Here is a 16313-nt window from a genome sequence, read left to right as displayed (position 1 = left end):
ATAATCATTATCAATAATAGAGGTGGGATAGATCGTGAAAAAGTCAGGTTTATTTGGAGTGGTTATAGCAGGTTTATTGTTAGCCGGATGTGGAGCGGATGCGTCGGGAGATAACGGCGAAGCCTCTGAGATGCGTACATATGATTCCGAGGTTGGCGAGGTTGAAGTGCCAGCGGATCCACAGCGTATTGTCGCGTTAACAAATGCACCAAACGTGCTTGCGTTAGAGGGAAATATCGTAGGTGTTGATGAATGGACAGGCAACAATCCCCTATTTTCTGAAAAGCTAGAGGGTATTGAGCGAGTATCGGAGACAAACGTTGAAGCGATTTTAGAGCTGGAGCCTGACCTGATTATCGCTGGAAGTCATATGCAAAATCTTGACATGCTTGAAGAGGTTGCTCCTACAGTTGTCTACACATGGGGCCAGCTAGACTACCTAGATCAGCAGGTTGAAATCGGCAAGCTACTGAATAAAGAGCAGGAAGCGATGGACTGGCGCGAGGACTTTGAGACGCGTGCGCAAGAAGTAGGCGAGCAGATCAAAGCCGAGATCGGGGAGGACACGACGGTATCCGTAATCGAGAATGGCGACAAAGAAATGTACGTATTTGGAGACAACTATGCGCGTGGAACAGAGATCCTGTATCAAGCGATGGGCCTTGCTATGCCTGAGAAGGTCGAAGAATTAGCGCTAGAATCCGGCATTCATGTCTTCTCTCAGGAGACATTGCCAGAGGTAGCCGGCGACTATATCGTCCTAAGCCTACCATCTTCCGTTGATAACAGCTTTACCGAGACAGAAACATGGAATTCGATCCCGGCAGTTCAAAACGCTCAGGTTATTGAGATTGCGACAGAGGCATCAACGTACAGTGATCCAATTACACTTGATCATTTGTTAGAAACGTTTGAAGAAGGCTTCTTACATTAAGGAGAACAGAGGGGAAGCCAGTGCGATATGTGCTGTGCTTCCTTTTTTAATTGTCGTTTAGGACATGACGACATAACAAGACGCTAATCTAATGTTGATCTAGTGTACATTGCATCAACTAGGCGGGTGTATGCATCAAGTGAATGCTCTGTTGCAACTTTCTATCTCGCTATAGGTGAATAGTAGTGATTAGGGTTCATAGTAGAGTAAAACAGAAGCTAAAGGAACAACCATAGGTAAAAAATAAGTGGATAAAGAGCCGGTTGTCTAAGACCATCCCGTGACGGTCCTTGTTTAATTGGAACCCACTTAGCAAACGGATAACGGAGCACGATTACCGGAAAATCAACATGGAGAAACGGATAACTAAACACAATAAGCTCCCCCCCACCCTCAACTAAATGAAAACAATTCTCAATTAAACCTTGCAATTCTCCTACTCATTGTATACACTCATAAATGGGAATGAAAATCATTCTCACTGAGAATAGGTGGCCAACCATTTTTCTACATACAAAAAATATAAGAAGATATAGGAGAATGAACATGAAAAAATCACTTAGTTTATTACTATTAGCGGCGTCTGCAGCAACATTAGCAGCATGTGGTAACTCAGAGGACAATGCTTCGGCAAATGAAAGTACAACAAACACAAACAACGCAGCGGAAGAACAGCCTGCTAATAATGAGAATAACGCAGCAAACAACGGCGCGGAAGAAACAAACGAAACAAACGAAACAAACACAGCCGACGAAGCTGGGGCTCGCGAAATCACACACGCAATGGGAACAACGACAATCGAAGGCACGCCAGAGCGCGTCGTAACGCTTTACCAAGGGGCGTCTGACACGATCTTAGAATTCGACGTGACACCTGTAGGAGCGGTAGAATCTTGGGCGGAGATGCCAATGTATGAGTACATCAGCGAGGAGTATGCAGATGCAACGTTCGTTGGAGACGAGACGCAACCAAACCTAGAAGAAATAGCAGCGCTTGAACCAGATCTAATCGTTGCCACACACATCCGTCACGAAGAGATCTACGATCAGCTTGCAGAGATCGCACCAACGGTTGTCAGCGACATGATCTATGACTTCAAAGAAACAACAACACTACTTGGCGAAGCGCTGGGCCAAGAAGACCAAGCTGACGCACTTCTTGCTGATTGGGATGAGCGCGTTGCAGACTTCCAGTCTAAAACAGATGAAATCGAAAACTGGCCAATGAGTGCAGCTGTTTTAAACTACCGAGAAGACCACGCTCGCATTTATGTAACGGGTTATGCAGGATCTATTCTTCAAGAGCTTGGCTTTGAAGAGCCACGTGACTTAGAAGGGGAAGACCATGAGATCGTGATGCTTCAGGATATGGAAAGTATTCCGCAAATGAATGCAGATATTATTTTTGAATTCATGGAGGACACGCCAACTGTGGCTGAAACACACACAAACTGGACAAGCCATCCACTCTATCAAAACCTAGATGCTGTTCAAAACGACAACGTATACCAAGTAAACGATATTACGTGGAACTTATCTGGTGGACTTAAATCTGCTCATCTTATGCTCGATGATCTTTACGAGTATATGGGACTCGAAAAATAGCACAATCTGATAGGGGACAAAAGCTGTCCCCTTTTTGCTATGAAATATAGAAACACAAACACGGCAAGGAAGAGGCGTGACGCATGATACATACACAATCAGTCAAACGACTTGTTTTTATCGGCTTACTCATACTCACAGGCGGACTATTCTTAGCTAGTCTCTCTATCGGGCAAACGACGATCTCCTTTCGCTCAACGATTGATGCACTCTTAAACTATGACGCAACCAACACCGAGCACATCATCGTTACAACCTCGAGGCTAACAAGATCCGTTATCGCACTCTTAGTCGGAATGAATCTTGCTATTGCAGGCGTATTCATTCAGGCGTTAACGAGAAATCCGCTCGCAGCACCAGATTTACTTGGTATCAACTCCGGAGCGATCTTTTTTATCGTGTTTGCCATTACGTATTTAGAGCTAACATCGTTATCCTCCTATATGTGGTTTGCTTTCCTTGGTGCAGCAGTAGCTGGTGTAACCGTCTTTTTCCTCGGTAGCATCGGTCGCGATGGGTTAACGCCGATAAAGGTTATTCTCGCTGGTGTCGCCCTATCTGCCCTCTTTGTTTCCTTCACCCAAGGGATGCTTGTCATGGATGAGCAGTCGATGCAGACGGTACTCTTCTGGATCTCGGGTTCGGTTGCAGGTAGGAGTATGGATATGCTTCTCTCCGTCATGCCGTATCTAGTCGGAGCGCTCGTCATTAGTCTTTTTATGAGCCGTGCGATGGGAGTATTTGCGACAGGGGACGATGTGGCGAAAAGTCTTGGTCAGCGCGTCGGCCTCACAAAAGCAATCATGGGTCTGCTCATCATCGTACTTGCAGGCGGATCCGTTGCAATCGTAGGATCTGTTGGTTTCATTGGACTCATTGTGCCTCACATGGCTAAAAAGCTCGTTGGGCCTGATTATCGCTGGGTGATCCCATATAGCGCACTACTCGGTGCCTCTGTCCTTCTTGCTGCAGATATCGTGGCACGAACGATCCTTGCACCTCAAGAGGTACCGATCGGTGTCATGACAGCGCTCATCGGTGGCCCGTTCTTCTTATATCTTGCGAGAAAAGGGGTGAAGTCCACATGAAATCATGGACGATTCGACTCTTTCAAGACCGCATCTCCTTTGAGTTATCCTTACGCTATCTCGTAACGGCATTAGCTTGGCTAGCAATCGCACTTATCTTATTTACAGTAAGCCTTTCAGCCGGTAGCAACTGGATCCCTGTCTCTGAGGTCTTTCAGCAACTAACTGGACGCATCGATACACACACGTTCGTCGTCGAATCACTCCGGCTACCGCGTGCCCTTCTTGCGGCACTTGTCGGAGCGGCGCTTGGAGTCGCTGGACTTATTCTTCAAAGCCTTGTGCGAAACCCGTTAGCATCTCCTGATATTATTGGGATCACAAGTGGGGCATCGCTTGGAGCAGTGACGTGTATTACGTTTGCAACAGGAGTTATTAGCATGCAGTTTCTCCCTCTAGCAGCGATCGCAGGTGGGTTTGGTGCTGCGCTATTGATCTACTTACTCTCGTGGAACGGTGGAGTGACCCCAGTAAGGCTGGTCCTTATTGGAATCGGTGTAGCTGCAATTATGAAAGCGTGTGTGACGTTTATGCTTGTGACAAGTGAAGCCGCTGTTACGACCAAGTCGTACATCTGGCTCACAGGAAGTGTCTACGCGACAACGATGAGTGACGTCACCTCCATGCTTGTATGGATGGCAATCCCAATCCCGTTCCTTCTATTATTAGGTAGAGGCCTCAATGTTTCCGAATTAGGAGAAGAGGTCTCGGTCAGTATGGGAATTCGAGTAGAGCTACAGCGACTCATCTTTTTAGTGTGTAGCGTAATTTTTGCAGGTACGGCTGCAGCATTTGCAGGTGGAATTGAGTTCGTTGGACTCATGGCACCGCATATTGCGAGGCGCTTTGTCGGACGATCGTTTTACGGCACTGCGGTCATTACAGCCCTTATCGGAGCGAGTATCGTTCTATTGGCAGACCTTGTTGCTCGCACCGCATTTTTACCGCAGGATATCCCTGGAGGTGTCTTTACCGCAGCAATTGGCGCACCGTTCTTTATCTATTTGCTCTTTCACTCTAAAAACCGCTAGGAGGCGACAGAATGTTAGGACTACAAACAGAGAATCTAACGTTAGGCTATGGGGAACATACGATTATTCGTGACTTGAGCTTTAGCATTCCAGAAGGGGAGATTACCGTATTAGTTGGTGCCAACGGAAGTGGGAAATCAACGCTATTACGGTCGCTCGCTCGTCTATTAAAACCACATTCCGGTCAAATTGTCCTTGATGGCGATCACCTTTCCCATATGGCGACGAGAGAGATTGCTAAAAAGCTTTCTATCCTACCGCAGGGCCCGGTCGCTCCTGAGGGGATTACGGTGCATCAGCTTATTAAACAAGGGCGCTATCCGCACCAGTGCTGGTTTAAGCAGTGGTCCAAAAAGGATGAGGAGCTTGTGGAGAATGCGATTAAAGCGACACAGCTCGGAGAATTCCGTGATCGTGCAGTAGATGCCCTTTCTGGCGGACAAAAGCAGCGTGCTTGGATTGCCATGACCTTAGCACAAGAAACACCGGTGATACTCTTAGACGAACCGACGACATATCTCGATATGGCGCACCAGGTTGACGTGTTAGACTTTTTGTTTGAGCTAAATCGCACGCAGTCACGTACGATTGTGATGGTATTACACGATTTAAACCTAGCCTGTCGCTACGCAGATCACCTAGTAGCCATTCGTAATCATACAATTGCTGCACAGGGTGCTCCTGAGGATATTATCTCAGAAGCCCTGGTTAAAGACGTCTTTGGTATGGAGGTAGCAATCTCGGAGGATCCATTCTTCGGCACGCCGCTTTGTATTCCAAAAGGACGTGGACGAGACATTCGTAAAAAGAGTCGAGAATTAGCTAACATGCTGTAAAGGAATGCCTCTCTGGATCTCGGAGGGGCATTTTTACGTCTACCCTATTTCTTCCTTTATCATTAGTGTGAAATAGTTTATAATTATCTGATAACGTATATTTGTGCGAAAGTTTTCACAAAGAGTAAATAAGGCGCAAAGCGTTCCAAAAAAGATCGTCGTACTTTATCGATGCGTCTTTCTTTTTTGCAAATTCAGTGAAGTAAGGAAGGGTATCATGAGCAGCGTTCAAACAAAATCAGATGTTATTTTAATTGGTGCGGGTATCATGAGTGCGACGATGGGTTCGCTACTGAAGGAGCTAGCGCCAGAGTGGAAGATAAAAGTATTTGAGAAATTAAATAGTGCAGGGAAAGAAAGCTCAAACGAGTGGAATAATGCAGGTACTGGGCACGCAGCCTTATGCGAGCTTAACTATACAACCGAAAAGCCAGACGGTACGATTGACTGTACGAAAGCAATCAATGTAAATGAGCAGTTCCAAGTATCGAAGCAATACTGGTCGTATTTGGTGGAACAAAAACGTATTAGCAATGCAGGCGATTTTATTATGCCAATCCCACATATGAGCATGGTTCAAGGGGAGAAAAACGTCGATTTTTTAAAGAAACGTTTGGAAGCGTTATCAACGAATCCACTCTTCCAAGGGATGGCGTTCTCTGATGATCCGGACGTTTTACGTCAATGGATGCCCCTTATGATGGAGGGTCGTGACAGAAACGAAGCTATTGCTGCATCAAAAATTGACGGAGGAACAGATGTCAATTTTGGAGCATTAACGCGCATGCTTTTCAATCATTTAACGGGTCAAAAAGGTGTCCAAATCAACTATCGTCATAGCGTAGAAGATTTTACGCGCACAAAGGATGGACTATGGGAAGTAAAGGTCCGTAACGAAGAGCGCAACACCATTGAGTATCATCAAGCAAAGTTTGTGTTTATAGGCGGTGGCGGCGGAAGCCTGCCCCTATTACAAAAGACAGGTATTAAAGAATCAAAGAATATCGGAGGCTTCCCTGTTAGTGGGTTGTTCCTCTCGTGTAAAAATAAAGAAGTAGTCGAACGTCATCATGCAAAGGTGTATGGTAAAGCAAAAGTAGGAGCACCTCCTATGTCGGTGCCTCACTTAGACACACGTTATATGAATGGCGAGAAAGCTCTTCTCTTTGGTCCGTTCGCCGGATTTTCCCCCAAATTTTTAAAGGCGGGGTCGAATTTAGATTTAATGGGGTCGGTAAAGCCAAGCAACGTCTTTACGATGCTTGCGGCCGGTGCTAAGGAGATCCCACTGACGAAGTACTTGATCTCGCAGGTGATGCTCTCTCACGAAAAGCGGATGAACGACTTACGCGAGTTTGTACCAACCGCAAAGAGTGAGGATTGGGAGGTTGTCGTTGCTGGCCAACGCGTCCAGGTCATTAAGGATACAGAGATGGGCGGTAAGGGAACGCTTCAATTTGGTACGGAAGTAGTAACGGCGGAGGACGGATCCATCGCAGCACTTCTCGGAGCTTCGCCAGGTGCTTCGACTGCTGTCCAGGTCATGATTGAAATCTTTAAGCGTTGCTTCCCAGAGCAAATTGCAGATTGGGAACCAAAGCTAAAAGAAATGGTGCCATCCTATGGCCTGATGCTGTCAGACCATCCAGAACTATTTGATGAGATTAAGGAGAAGACCGATCGTGTATTGGGTTTAACTGTGGCAGAGCAAAATCAAGCTGTACAGTAACAAAGAGAAATGAGAAGACAGGCTGAAAAGGGCTATAAATAGTGAACGATGGGAGGCGCATTATTTTGCGCCTCTTTTTTGTGTGTGTACGGAGAAGCGCGCTGAGGAAAAGAATGCAGATGGAGCGTGTAGTAATGCAGACGGAAGGGGATGAAATGCAGACCGGCGAAGTGAAAATGCACACAGCGGAGTGAGAAATGCACGTGGCAGAAAAACATGCACATAACGAGTAGCAACATGCATTCTAAACAGCAGAAAATAAGCATCACTAACCTCGTGATGCTTAGCATCGAGCTTCAATGAAAAGAACCTTACTTTCCGAAGGTCATTAGAAAAAGTTTCTTTCGACCTATACTCATATCTGCAGCATCCGATCGATCCCCACGCTCATCCCCATACAAGGACAAGACGTCTGTGTAGTCAACGAATTTGATGGAATCACTGTAGGCATCTAGCTCATCTTGTATATTTCTTTCAATTTGCATAACTAATTCATAAACGTCTTTAGGCGTTCGATTAAATTTTTCCGCGGCAAGCTCAATCGGAGACTGGTGGCGTAACAGCTGTAAAAAATGATCGCTTGTTACGGCGACGTCCGCGGCTTCAAGCTCTAGCTCATCAACAAACTCATAAATTGCTCTATCTATAGAAGGAAGGGAATGTATATATAACGTGCGTGCAAACATCATACGGTTTTGGTTGTGTTCCATAGCAAGCGCCCCTTTAAAGCGTAATTATTACGATTTAAAACTATTTAATCATACTTTGTTTTATGTGTAAAGGATTTGACAGGCGAAAATAGAGAGGGTATAGTAGAACAAGTTACAAATCGTAACACTTACGATTTAATATTTAAGGAGGAACGAACATGGCTAAAAAATCAATGGTTGCTCGTCAAAAAAAGCGTGAGCAGCTTGTTCAAAAATATGCAGAAAAGCGTCGTGAATTAAAAGCAAAGGGTGACTACGCAGCACTTGCGAAGCTACCGCGCAATTCATCGCCAACACGTTTAAACAGTCGCTGTGAAGTTACAGGTCGTCCAAGAGGCTATATGCGTAAATTTAAGCTATCTCGTATTAAATTTAGAGATCTTGCACACAAAGGTCAATTACCGGGTGTTAAAAAAGCAAGCTGGTAAGCAAGCGATCATGCGACACCTTTGAAATCGACAGTTATTCTTGTTACCATATAACTAACAGTTATATGGAGGGATTCGGTGACCGAGCAAACGGCTGTGACAACGATTGATGAAGTAAATCAGACAATCGAAGCAACATACGAGGCGTGTACGAGAAAAACAAAGCTAGAGCTGAAGGCATGGAAACAGGAGGCTGAAGAGCGTCATGACGATAACAAGGACCCACGTCCATTTATGGCGTTTGCAAACTCTATGTCAGACGAAGAGCTTCTTCGTCTCGTAAAAGAAGAAAAGCTCGACTGTAAGGATTTGGGTGGGAAAGAGAAAACAGTTCGTTATTTATTACTCCGCCTAAACCTGTAAATAAAGTCTATGCGCCAAGGATGCGTATAGGCTTTTTTATGTGACTTTATACATTATTTTTAACATCCAATTTACTAGATTTTCCTAATCAAAAAAGGGGTATAGCGCCTTTAGGAAGGTCTAGGAGGTACATGATGATACAAATGATCTTAGAATTTTTACGGGAGCTCGGATTAGTTGGGTTGTTTATTGGAATTGGTGTGGAGGCATTGTCGATCCCATTCCCAGCTGCGATTATCTTTTTATTATATGGGTATTTGATCAACCCTACAGGAATGGAGCTTGTATGGATTAGTCTGCTATCTGCGTTGATTTATACAGCCGTATCCTACATACCATATGCATTTGCGCTAAAATATCAGGATGCTGTGACTAAAAGAATGGGCTCTAAGCGAGTCAAAAAAATGATTGCTCGGGCAGAAAAATATCGGGAATGGACGATAGCAATTGGAAGAGTACTTGGTATGGGGTATATTGTTTACGTTGCGACCTTTTGTAAAATGAGTCCAACGAGATATGGTATTTTTACGTTTATCGGAGTGCTTCCAGTAGCGTTTGCTATGCTTTATTTAGGTGGTTTAGGTAACGTTGGCGAGGTGTATGAAATCTTCCAACAGGTGCAATATGTTGTGATGGCAGTGATCGTTGGATTAATAGTTTTATACGTCTTGTATAGAGTGAGATTAAAACAAAAGCAGGTTGTAAAAGACGCCAAATAACTAGAACTACAGGTCGATTTGATCTGTAGTTTTTTGTTATGACTCGATTACTAAAAAAATTATGAAATAATCAACAAAATTCGACTTCTCTATTCCATTTTATGTAATGATCATATATAATTATATCAATTTAGAGACGCTGATTTTAGTTCTTTACTCATAGCTAAGTGGTGCCGGCCGTGATTTAGAGTACAAGTCAAATTGTCACTTGTCAAAGTGAGATATCACTCTAATGAGGAAAGAGGGAGAAACTATGAGTATGGGTACAGCAGTAAACGTTAGTAGGGACGTATCGGTTTCAGAGGTATTTGACATGATGGTTGTAAGCAGTATGAGAGCTAGGGTGAGTTTTACCTTTGTAGTTGTCCAATTGAACGTGACGATCGATGAACAAATGAATGAGGAAGAGATGAAGCACACCACCATCTACGTAAAAGAGATTTGTCGAAAATCTGACTTACTTTTTCCTCTTGAAGGAGGGCAAGGATTTGTACTTCTACTTGCCAATACTGGAGAAGATGAAGCGCAGGCATTTTTAAAGCGAGTTTTTAGTGGATTAGAAAAACTGGAAGTCGGGTCAATTTCTAAAATGCGAGCAGTCATTTTAGAAATAGGTGATCCAACGACAAGCTTTGATGTCGCCTACCATACTGGATTAAGCTCATTAGAAGATGCAACTTATAGTGGTAATCTACCTATTTTTGTGAACAGATCATTTTCTGAAAAACCGCTTCAAAAGATGAAAGCAAGTATTATTGAAGATGATCCTATCCTAAAGCAAGTTTTACGTGCCGCACTAAACCGAGCGGTGGTTGGTCATGTTGAGCTACATGCGCAAGAATTTGAGGATGGTGATGATTTTCTTTCGTCGGACTGGTATCGTTCTGGAGAACCTCACATCATTATCATGAATGACTTGCTAAAAAAACGTAATGGGAAAGAAGTGCTCCATCATCTAAGAGCGTTACCTAATGATGAAAAATTCATTATTGTGATGCTCTCAAAGCGTCATATAGAGTCTGAAATGCTTTACTACTATGAGCAAGGGGTAGATGAGTACTTCGTTAAACCATTAAATGTCCGTCTATTAGAAGCAAAGCTCACTCGATTAGTAAAGGGGGCACGACGATGACTACCATCATCCTAATTATGTCAGTTGGGATTGGTGCTCTTCTTTTAATACTATTTGGGTTCGTGGCGTACCTCTCTTTTAAACGTATTCAACAGAATAGAGAAGAAGAAAAAGTTGCGCATTACATGGAGACATACGCAAAAGATTGGGAAGACTTCTTGATTAATGGTAGTAATGACGGACAGTTCTTAGTTCCAAAAACAAAGGTAGCTCACCGAGCAGTGGAGAAGCTATTACTAACGTACAAGCAAAATATATACTCTGAGAATACAGAGGACGCCATTTACCTTTTTGCAGATAAACACCTGCAAGATAGATATCGAAAGCTACTGTACTCATCGAAATGGAGTGAACGGGTCAATACATTGTATCGAATCATGGATTTCCGTATGGAAAGTTTACTTCCCGACATTCGCGCTTTACTTGTCTCGGAACGAGCCTTGTCACGAGTAGAAATTGTTCAAATGTATAAACTTCTTGCTTTCTTTGAACAAGAGGATGTAATTGGTTTAATGAACGACCCTGAAGTTCCCCTCCATGAGCATGATATTCATGGAATTATTTACGTGATGAACGAAGAATTAGTACAAAAATGCATACAGGCAAAGACAGATTTAACACGCCCATTCACTTTAGCTCTCCTCGATATGGTCGGTCAGAGACGTAATACAGACTACCTATTTTTCCTTGAGAGTTATTTGGAGTCTACTGATTTAGAAATACGAATTCGGGCGTTAAAAGCACTCTATACGATAGGATTTATTTATAATAAACAAATTATCATAGATAGTGCTAATTCTGATCACTGGGAAGAGCGTCTTATGGCAGCTAAACTAATACGAATTGCTGGAGATGACACCTTTTTACCGATCCTCCGCAAGCTTATGGAAGATACAAGCTGGCACGTTCGAAGAGAAGCGGCTGTTACCATTTCTAAGCAACAGGGTGGACGAGATATTTTAGAAGGAATTATCTCAAGTTCTAAAGATCCTTTCGCTGTAGATATGGCGACGGAAATGGTAGAGAGGGGGTCGGCATCATGACACAATTTATTGTCTTCTTTTTCTTCTACGTCATCTTAATTTACACATTAGTGGTTATTGGATCCTATTTATTTATGTTAATTGCCTCTTTGATAAAAGTTCGTAAAGAACACAAGCTAGATAAGGGGATAGCGGACAAATCAAGTATGGAGGATGCTTACACAAAGCCTGTATCAATTTTAGTTCCTGCGCATAATGAGGAAAAAGGTATTATCGAAAGTATCCATTCTTTGTTAAACTTGGAATATCCCCAATACGAAATTATTATTATCAATGATGGATCAACAGATGAAACGCTTCAAACAGTTATTACTCATTTTGATATGCAGCCACGTAACAGAGTTATTCCTAAAGCATTACAGTCTGAAACCATTCATGCGGTGTACGAGTCGGCTATCCACCCGAATGTCTTAGTTATTGATAAAGATAAGGGAGGAAAGGCAGATGCATTAAATGCAGGGATTAATGTTTCCTCCTATCCGTATTTCTGTTCGATAGATGGTGACTCGATCCTTGATCGAACATCTCTTCTTCGAGTGATGCAACCGATCATTACGTCAAATGGAGATGTGATTGCAGCAGGAGGAAGTGTGCGTATTGCTAATGGATCAGATATCCAGCTTGGGTCCGTTTTAAAGGTTGGCTTGTCCTCTATTCCTCTCGTTATGATGCAAGTAATCGAGTATTTTAGAGCATTTTTAATGGGACGTGTTGCACTTAGTGAGTTTAATTTAGTTCTCATTATATCAGGAGCATTTAGCGTTTTTTCGAAATCATGGGTTGTACGTGCAGGAGGGTATGCAACAGGAGTTGTTGGAGAGGACATGGAGCTCGTCGTTCGTTTACACCGTTTTATGCGTGATAACGATGTAAAGAAGCGAATTGAATTTGTTCCAGATCCTGTTTGTTGGACGGAAGCACCGGAGACATTTGGAGCGCTACGCAAACAACGTAGACGCTGGCATCAAGGCTTAATGGAGAGCTTATGGCGTCATAAAAAAATGACCTTTAACCCTAAATACGGTGGTGTAGGTACAGTGTCAATGCCATTTTTTTGGGTAGTGGAGGGTCTTGGACCAGTCGTTGAGTTTGCTGGGTATATGTTTATCATTTGGGCACTGCTTACTGGTAGCGTTTATATAGAATTTGCGGTCGTTTTGGCACTTTTATTCGTGTTATACGGTTCCGTATTCTCCATGATGTCTGTACTATTTATTTCTTGGAACTTAGATACGTACCCAAAAGTATCTGACGTTCTTAAATTAACGTTCCTTTCACTAACTGAAGTGTTTTGGTATCGCCCATTATCCGTTATTTGGCGATTGGAAGGTATGATTCGATTTATCTTTAAACGAAGTGATTGGGGACATTTAGATCGCAAGGGTCTTGCGAAAGAGGAGGTGCCTGCTAAGTGAAGCTAGCGATGGGCCTTATAGGCACAATCGCTGCTATTATAGCGGCAGTGGTTATAGGTTGGTTTATTGAAGAAGAAAAAACGTTAGATGTAGCTATTATTGATAAGACAGTATCAGACGAAACGTATCGAGAGCACCTTGGACTTACATGGGTATTAAATCACTACCGGTACGTGCAAAGTGATGGAGAACAGTACGATGCTTCATCAGACTATTATGGATTTGTTGTAGATGAAGAGGCAGAGACGCATGAGGTGCGTCCTCTGCCTGAGTCCTATGATGGTGTCGAACTCATTTACATTGCCGATACGTACGGTGTATATGAAGAGGATCTGCCTTGGATAAATGCAGATGCTGAAAGAGAAGGCTCCCGATCAGAACAGCTTTACGGTGGGATGGAGGAAAGCGAATGGTCTGCCATTGTTGATCGTTTAAATCAGTCAGAACCAAGCACGCTGATTGTAGAATTTAACTCGTTTGCCTCACCAACACAGCAGAATGTCCAAGACAGTATGACCCAGTATCTTGGTGTCGACTGGTCAGGGTGGGTTGGTCGATATTTTAATGAGCTAGATTACGAGATTAATAATGAAATCCCTCAGTGGGTTGTAGAGGAGCATGGTGCTGATTGGAACTACGAAGGACCAGGGTTTCTTCTAGTTAATGATGTGACAAGTGACTTTGTGGTCTTAACCCGTGATCATGTAACAAGCGACGGTATTGAAGTAGCCCTAACTGAGCTTGGGGAAGAGGTCTTGCCAGATACGAGATCCTCTACGTATGAGTACTGGTTCGATATCGTTGTTCCAGAAGGAAATGCACAGGCTTTAGCAACCTATTCATGGGAGCTTACAGAAGCAGGCGAGTCTCTTTTAGAAGAGCAGGGCATCCCAACAGAGTTTGCGAGTATTGTACAAAATACGCATGGGAACTCAGGTAGCTATTACTTCGCAGGTGACTTTAACGATGTAGCTAACGTACCGTCTTTTGAGAGAGTAAGAGGGCTACCGACGATGTATCGGTTAGGATCAGCATTCTCTGATAATGCTTTTTATTGGAATGTGTATGTCCCAACCATGCGTTCGATATTAGCTCAGCAAGATCAAGACATGATCGCTTCTTCAGACGAACAAGCAGATGAGAATCGTTTTGCAAATGCAGAGGGAATATCTCATATCTCCCGCGTGAACGATCAGACCTTTGAAGTGTTAAAGGACGATCAGTGGGAAGAGATGACAATTAAAGGTGTTAACATCGGGAAAGCGAAGCCTGGTACATTCCCAGGAGAAGCAGGAATCTCTGAGGAAGAGTATTACCAATGGTTTGAGATGATCGGCGAGATGGAAGCAAACAGCATTCGGGTCTACACGCTTCATCCACCTGGTTTTTATCGCGCATTAAAGCAATATAACGATGAGCATGAAGACAACATCTATGTTTTCCACGGAATATGGGTAAATGAAGAGATTTTAGAAGAAGATCTAGACGCGTTCCACGAAGAAAACACGGAGGAATTCCAGCAGGAGATGGAGGATATCGTGAATGTTATTCATGGAAATGCTATCATTCCACCACGCGTGGGACATGCATCTGGTACGTATCAAGCGGATATATCGGAATACGTAGCAGGCTGGATTATTGGAATTGAGTGGTATCCATTTATGGTGGATAACACGAATCAGGAACACGCAGGTATGGGAGATTACGACGGTAACTTTGTCTATACGGAGAATGCCGAGCCGTTTGAATATTGGCTTGCTGAGCAAATGGACTTTATTGCATCCTTCGAACATGATAACTATGGATGGGTTCGCCCACTAAGCTTTACAAACTGGGTGACGACGGATATTTTAGATCATCCATCGGAGCCGAATGAACAAGAAGATATGGCGAGTGTGGACCCTAACGTGATTCATGTAAAAGGTGACTATGAGCTGACTAATCAGTTTGCCTCGTATCACGTTTATCCGTACTATCCGGACTTCTTTAACTTCGAAGAGGAGTATTTGGAGTTTATTGATCACCGTGGAGAACCAAATAGCTATGCTGGCTATCTGCGTGACCTACATGAAGTGCACGATATGCCAGTTTTAGTAGCCGAGTTTGGCATTCCGGCGTCTAGAGGACGTACGCACGAAAACCCTCAAGGGAAGCATCAAGGCTTTATTTCAGAAGAAGAGCAAGGAGAGTTAGTTGCCAACCTGTATGAAGATATCATTGCAGAAGGAATGCTTGGTGGAATGGTATTCTCTTGGCAGGATGAATGGTTTAAACGTACGTGGAACACGATGGACTATGATAATCCAGACAGACGCCCGTTTTGGTCGAATACACAAACGAATGAGCAACGCTTTGGTCTTTTAGCCTTTGATCGAGATAAGGTCATTGTAAATGGTGAGGACGAGGAGTGGCCTGAAGCAACGCAAATCGCTACTGGTGATAACACGTTAAACTCGCTTGAACTAGATTATGACGAAACCTTCCTATATGCACGTATTAATAGAGATGAACTTGCTGACGGTGACGCGTATCTTTTATTCGATACAGTCCCAGATCAGGGGAATACGACATCAACTGACTTCCCAAATCTCGACTTTGATCGAGGCGTGGAATTTATTGCTCAAATTAGTCAGGATGAGCAGGAATCGCGCATCTGGGTGGATCAATATTATGATTATCTAGCTTTCCTATACGAAGATCAATTGGATTTGATCGAAATTTATGGGGAGACTCCGGATAGTAACTCTGGAAACTTTGAGACGATTGATTATGTACTAAATCGAGAGCTCTTAATTCCAAGTACACAGGAGTTAATACCGTTCGATACGTATGAAACGGGTAAGCTCCGACGCGGTAATGCCGATCCTGAATCAGAAGACTATGATTCGCTCGCTGACTATCAAATTAGTGAAGACAATGGGATCATCGAAATTCGAATTCCTTGGCTCTTACTACACTTTACCGACCCGAGTCAGCGCGAGGTGCTAGGTGACTTCTTCGGTGAAGGAGAGCAGGTGATGCGTGATGTTGACGAGATTCACGTAGCTGTCATGCAGGCGGATGCGAATGGCGAGATTGTCGATACGCTGCCACAAGCTAGCGGCAATACGATTTCCTTCGAGCCTTACACGTGGGAAACATGGGACTTGCCTCAGTACGAACCGAGATTAAAGAAATCCTACGACATCATTCGCGAAGCGTTTTCTCAAGAGAACGATGAATTAATAGGTAATTAGAAAGTAAATAGAAGAGAGCGGGATGCCATTATGTTGGCATCCCG

At 43.6% G+C, this 16313-nt stretch carries 14 protein-coding genes; 13 read left to right on the top strand and 1 reads right to left on the bottom strand.

From position 1 onward, the window contains the following. The first annotated feature begins 34 nt into the window (after positions 1–34). The 6 genes from FLK61_RS19280 to mqo all read left to right on the top strand — a co-directional run bounded on the left by FLK61_RS19280 (position 35) and on the right by mqo (position 7223). Complete coding sequence (locus FLK61_RS19280) at positions 35–934, top strand: iron-hydroxamate ABC transporter substrate-binding protein (RefSeq protein WP_249777646.1); 900 nt, start codon at positions 35–37, stop codon at positions 932–934. Between the two features lie 546 nt (positions 935–1480). Beyond that, positions 1481–2539, top strand: a complete 1059-nt coding sequence (locus tag FLK61_RS19275) for an ABC transporter substrate-binding protein (protein WP_176010963.1) — start codon at positions 1481–1483, stop codon at positions 2537–2539. 83 nt (positions 2540–2622) lie between these two features. Continuing rightward, positions 2623–3627 (top strand): FecCD family ABC transporter permease, encoded by a 1005-nt coding sequence (locus tag FLK61_RS19270; RefSeq protein WP_176010962.1) that lies wholly within the window; start codon positions 2623–2625, stop codon positions 3625–3627. Next, a complete protein-coding gene (locus FLK61_RS19265) occupies positions 3624–4658 on the top strand; it encodes a FecCD family ABC transporter permease (RefSeq protein WP_176010961.1) in 1035 nt (344 codons plus the stop codon). The genes FLK61_RS19270 and FLK61_RS19265 overlap by 4 nt, the downstream gene beginning before the upstream one ends. Positions 4659–4669: 11 nt before the next feature. Beyond that, positions 4670–5494 (top strand): ABC transporter ATP-binding protein, encoded by an 825-nt coding sequence (locus FLK61_RS19260; protein ID WP_176010960.1) that lies wholly within the window; start codon positions 4670–4672, stop codon positions 5492–5494. A 103-nt stretch (positions 5495–5597) separates the two neighbouring features. Next, the gene (gene mqo, locus FLK61_RS19255) at positions 5598–7223 is read left to right on the top strand and encodes a malate dehydrogenase (quinone) (RefSeq protein ID WP_283811871.1); all 1626 of its coding nucleotides are present in this window, start codon (positions 5598–5600) and stop codon (positions 7221–7223) included. A 311-nt stretch (positions 7224–7534) separates the two neighbouring features. On the opposite strand, the gene FLK61_RS19250 is transcribed toward mqo, so the two are convergent. Then, entirely contained in the window at positions 7535–7933 is a 399-nt protein-coding gene (locus FLK61_RS19250) for a hypothetical protein (RefSeq protein WP_176010958.1), read from the bottom strand. 158 nt (positions 7934–8091) lie between these two features. Between FLK61_RS19250 and rpsN the strand changes: the two genes are divergently transcribed. From rpsN to FLK61_RS19215, 7 genes are all read left to right on the top strand, one after another. Next, the gene (gene rpsN, locus FLK61_RS19245; RefSeq protein ID WP_176010957.1) at positions 8092–8361 is read left to right on the top strand and encodes a 30S ribosomal protein S14; all 270 of its coding nucleotides are present in this window, start codon (positions 8092–8094) and stop codon (positions 8359–8361) included. 78 nt (positions 8362–8439) lie between these two features. Continuing rightward, a complete protein-coding gene (locus FLK61_RS19240) occupies positions 8440–8724 on the top strand; it encodes a hypothetical protein (protein WP_176010956.1) in 285 nt (94 codons plus the stop codon). Positions 8725–8855: 131 nt separating this feature from the next. Continuing rightward, complete coding sequence (locus tag FLK61_RS19235) at positions 8856–9443, top strand: DedA family protein (RefSeq protein ID WP_176010955.1); 588 nt, start codon at positions 8856–8858, stop codon at positions 9441–9443. Between the two features lie 253 nt (positions 9444–9696). Continuing rightward, positions 9697–10575, top strand: coding sequence for a response regulator (locus tag FLK61_RS19230; protein WP_176010954.1), 879 nt, complete (start codon positions 9697–9699; stop codon positions 10573–10575). Then, positions 10572–11618, top strand: a complete 1047-nt coding sequence (locus FLK61_RS19225; RefSeq protein WP_176010953.1) for a HEAT repeat domain-containing protein — start codon at positions 10572–10574, stop codon at positions 11616–11618. Before FLK61_RS19230 ends, FLK61_RS19225 begins: the two co-directional genes overlap by 4 nt. Continuing rightward, positions 11615–13033, top strand: a complete 1419-nt coding sequence (locus tag FLK61_RS19220; protein WP_176010952.1) for a glycosyltransferase family 2 protein — start codon at positions 11615–11617, stop codon at positions 13031–13033. The genes FLK61_RS19225 and FLK61_RS19220 overlap by 4 nt, the downstream gene beginning before the upstream one ends. Continuing rightward, a complete protein-coding gene (locus FLK61_RS19215; RefSeq protein WP_249777645.1) occupies positions 13030–16269 on the top strand; it encodes a hypothetical protein in 3240 nt (1079 codons plus the stop codon). Before FLK61_RS19220 ends, FLK61_RS19215 begins: the two co-directional genes overlap by 4 nt. Positions 16270–16313: the final 44 nt, after the last annotated feature.

Origin of the sequence: Paenalkalicoccus suaedae, assembly GCF_006965545.2 — a bacterium.
In the GTDB taxonomy this organism is placed as follows: domain Bacteria; phylum Bacillota; class Bacilli; order Bacillales; family Salisediminibacteriaceae; genus Paenalkalicoccus; species Paenalkalicoccus suaedae.
This window is presented reverse-complemented; position numbering and strand designations above follow the sequence as displayed.

Bases quoted from the DNA above. Each gene is read 5' to 3' on its own strand.
- rpsN (WP_176010957.1), top strand. From the start codon at position 8,092: ATGGCTAAAAAATCAATGGTTGCTCGTCAAAAAAAGCGTGAGCAGCTT.
- FLK61_RS19260 (WP_176010960.1), top strand. From the start codon at position 4,670: ATGTTAGGACTACAAACAGAGAATCTAACGTTAGGCTATGGGGAACAT.
- FLK61_RS19235 (WP_176010955.1), top strand. From the start codon at position 8,856: ATGATGATACAAATGATCTTAGAATTTTTACGGGAGCTCGGATTAGTT.
- FLK61_RS19220 (WP_176010952.1), top strand. From the start codon at position 11,615: ATGACACAATTTATTGTCTTCTTTTTCTTCTACGTCATCTTAATTTAC.
- FLK61_RS19225 (WP_176010953.1), top strand. From the start codon at position 10,572: ATGACTACCATCATCCTAATTATGTCAGTTGGGATTGGTGCTCTTCTT.
- FLK61_RS19230 (WP_176010954.1), top strand. From the start codon at position 9,697: ATGAGTATGGGTACAGCAGTAAACGTTAGTAGGGACGTATCGGTTTCA.
- FLK61_RS19265 (WP_176010961.1), top strand. From the start codon at position 3,624: ATGAAATCATGGACGATTCGACTCTTTCAAGACCGCATCTCCTTTGAG.
- FLK61_RS19250 (WP_176010958.1), bottom strand. From the start codon at position 7,933: ATGGAACACAACCAAAACCGTATGATGTTTGCACGCACGTTATATATA.
- FLK61_RS19270 (WP_176010962.1), top strand. From the start codon at position 2,623: ATGATACATACACAATCAGTCAAACGACTTGTTTTTATCGGCTTACTC.
- FLK61_RS19275 (WP_176010963.1), top strand. From the start codon at position 1,481: ATGAAAAAATCACTTAGTTTATTACTATTAGCGGCGTCTGCAGCAACA.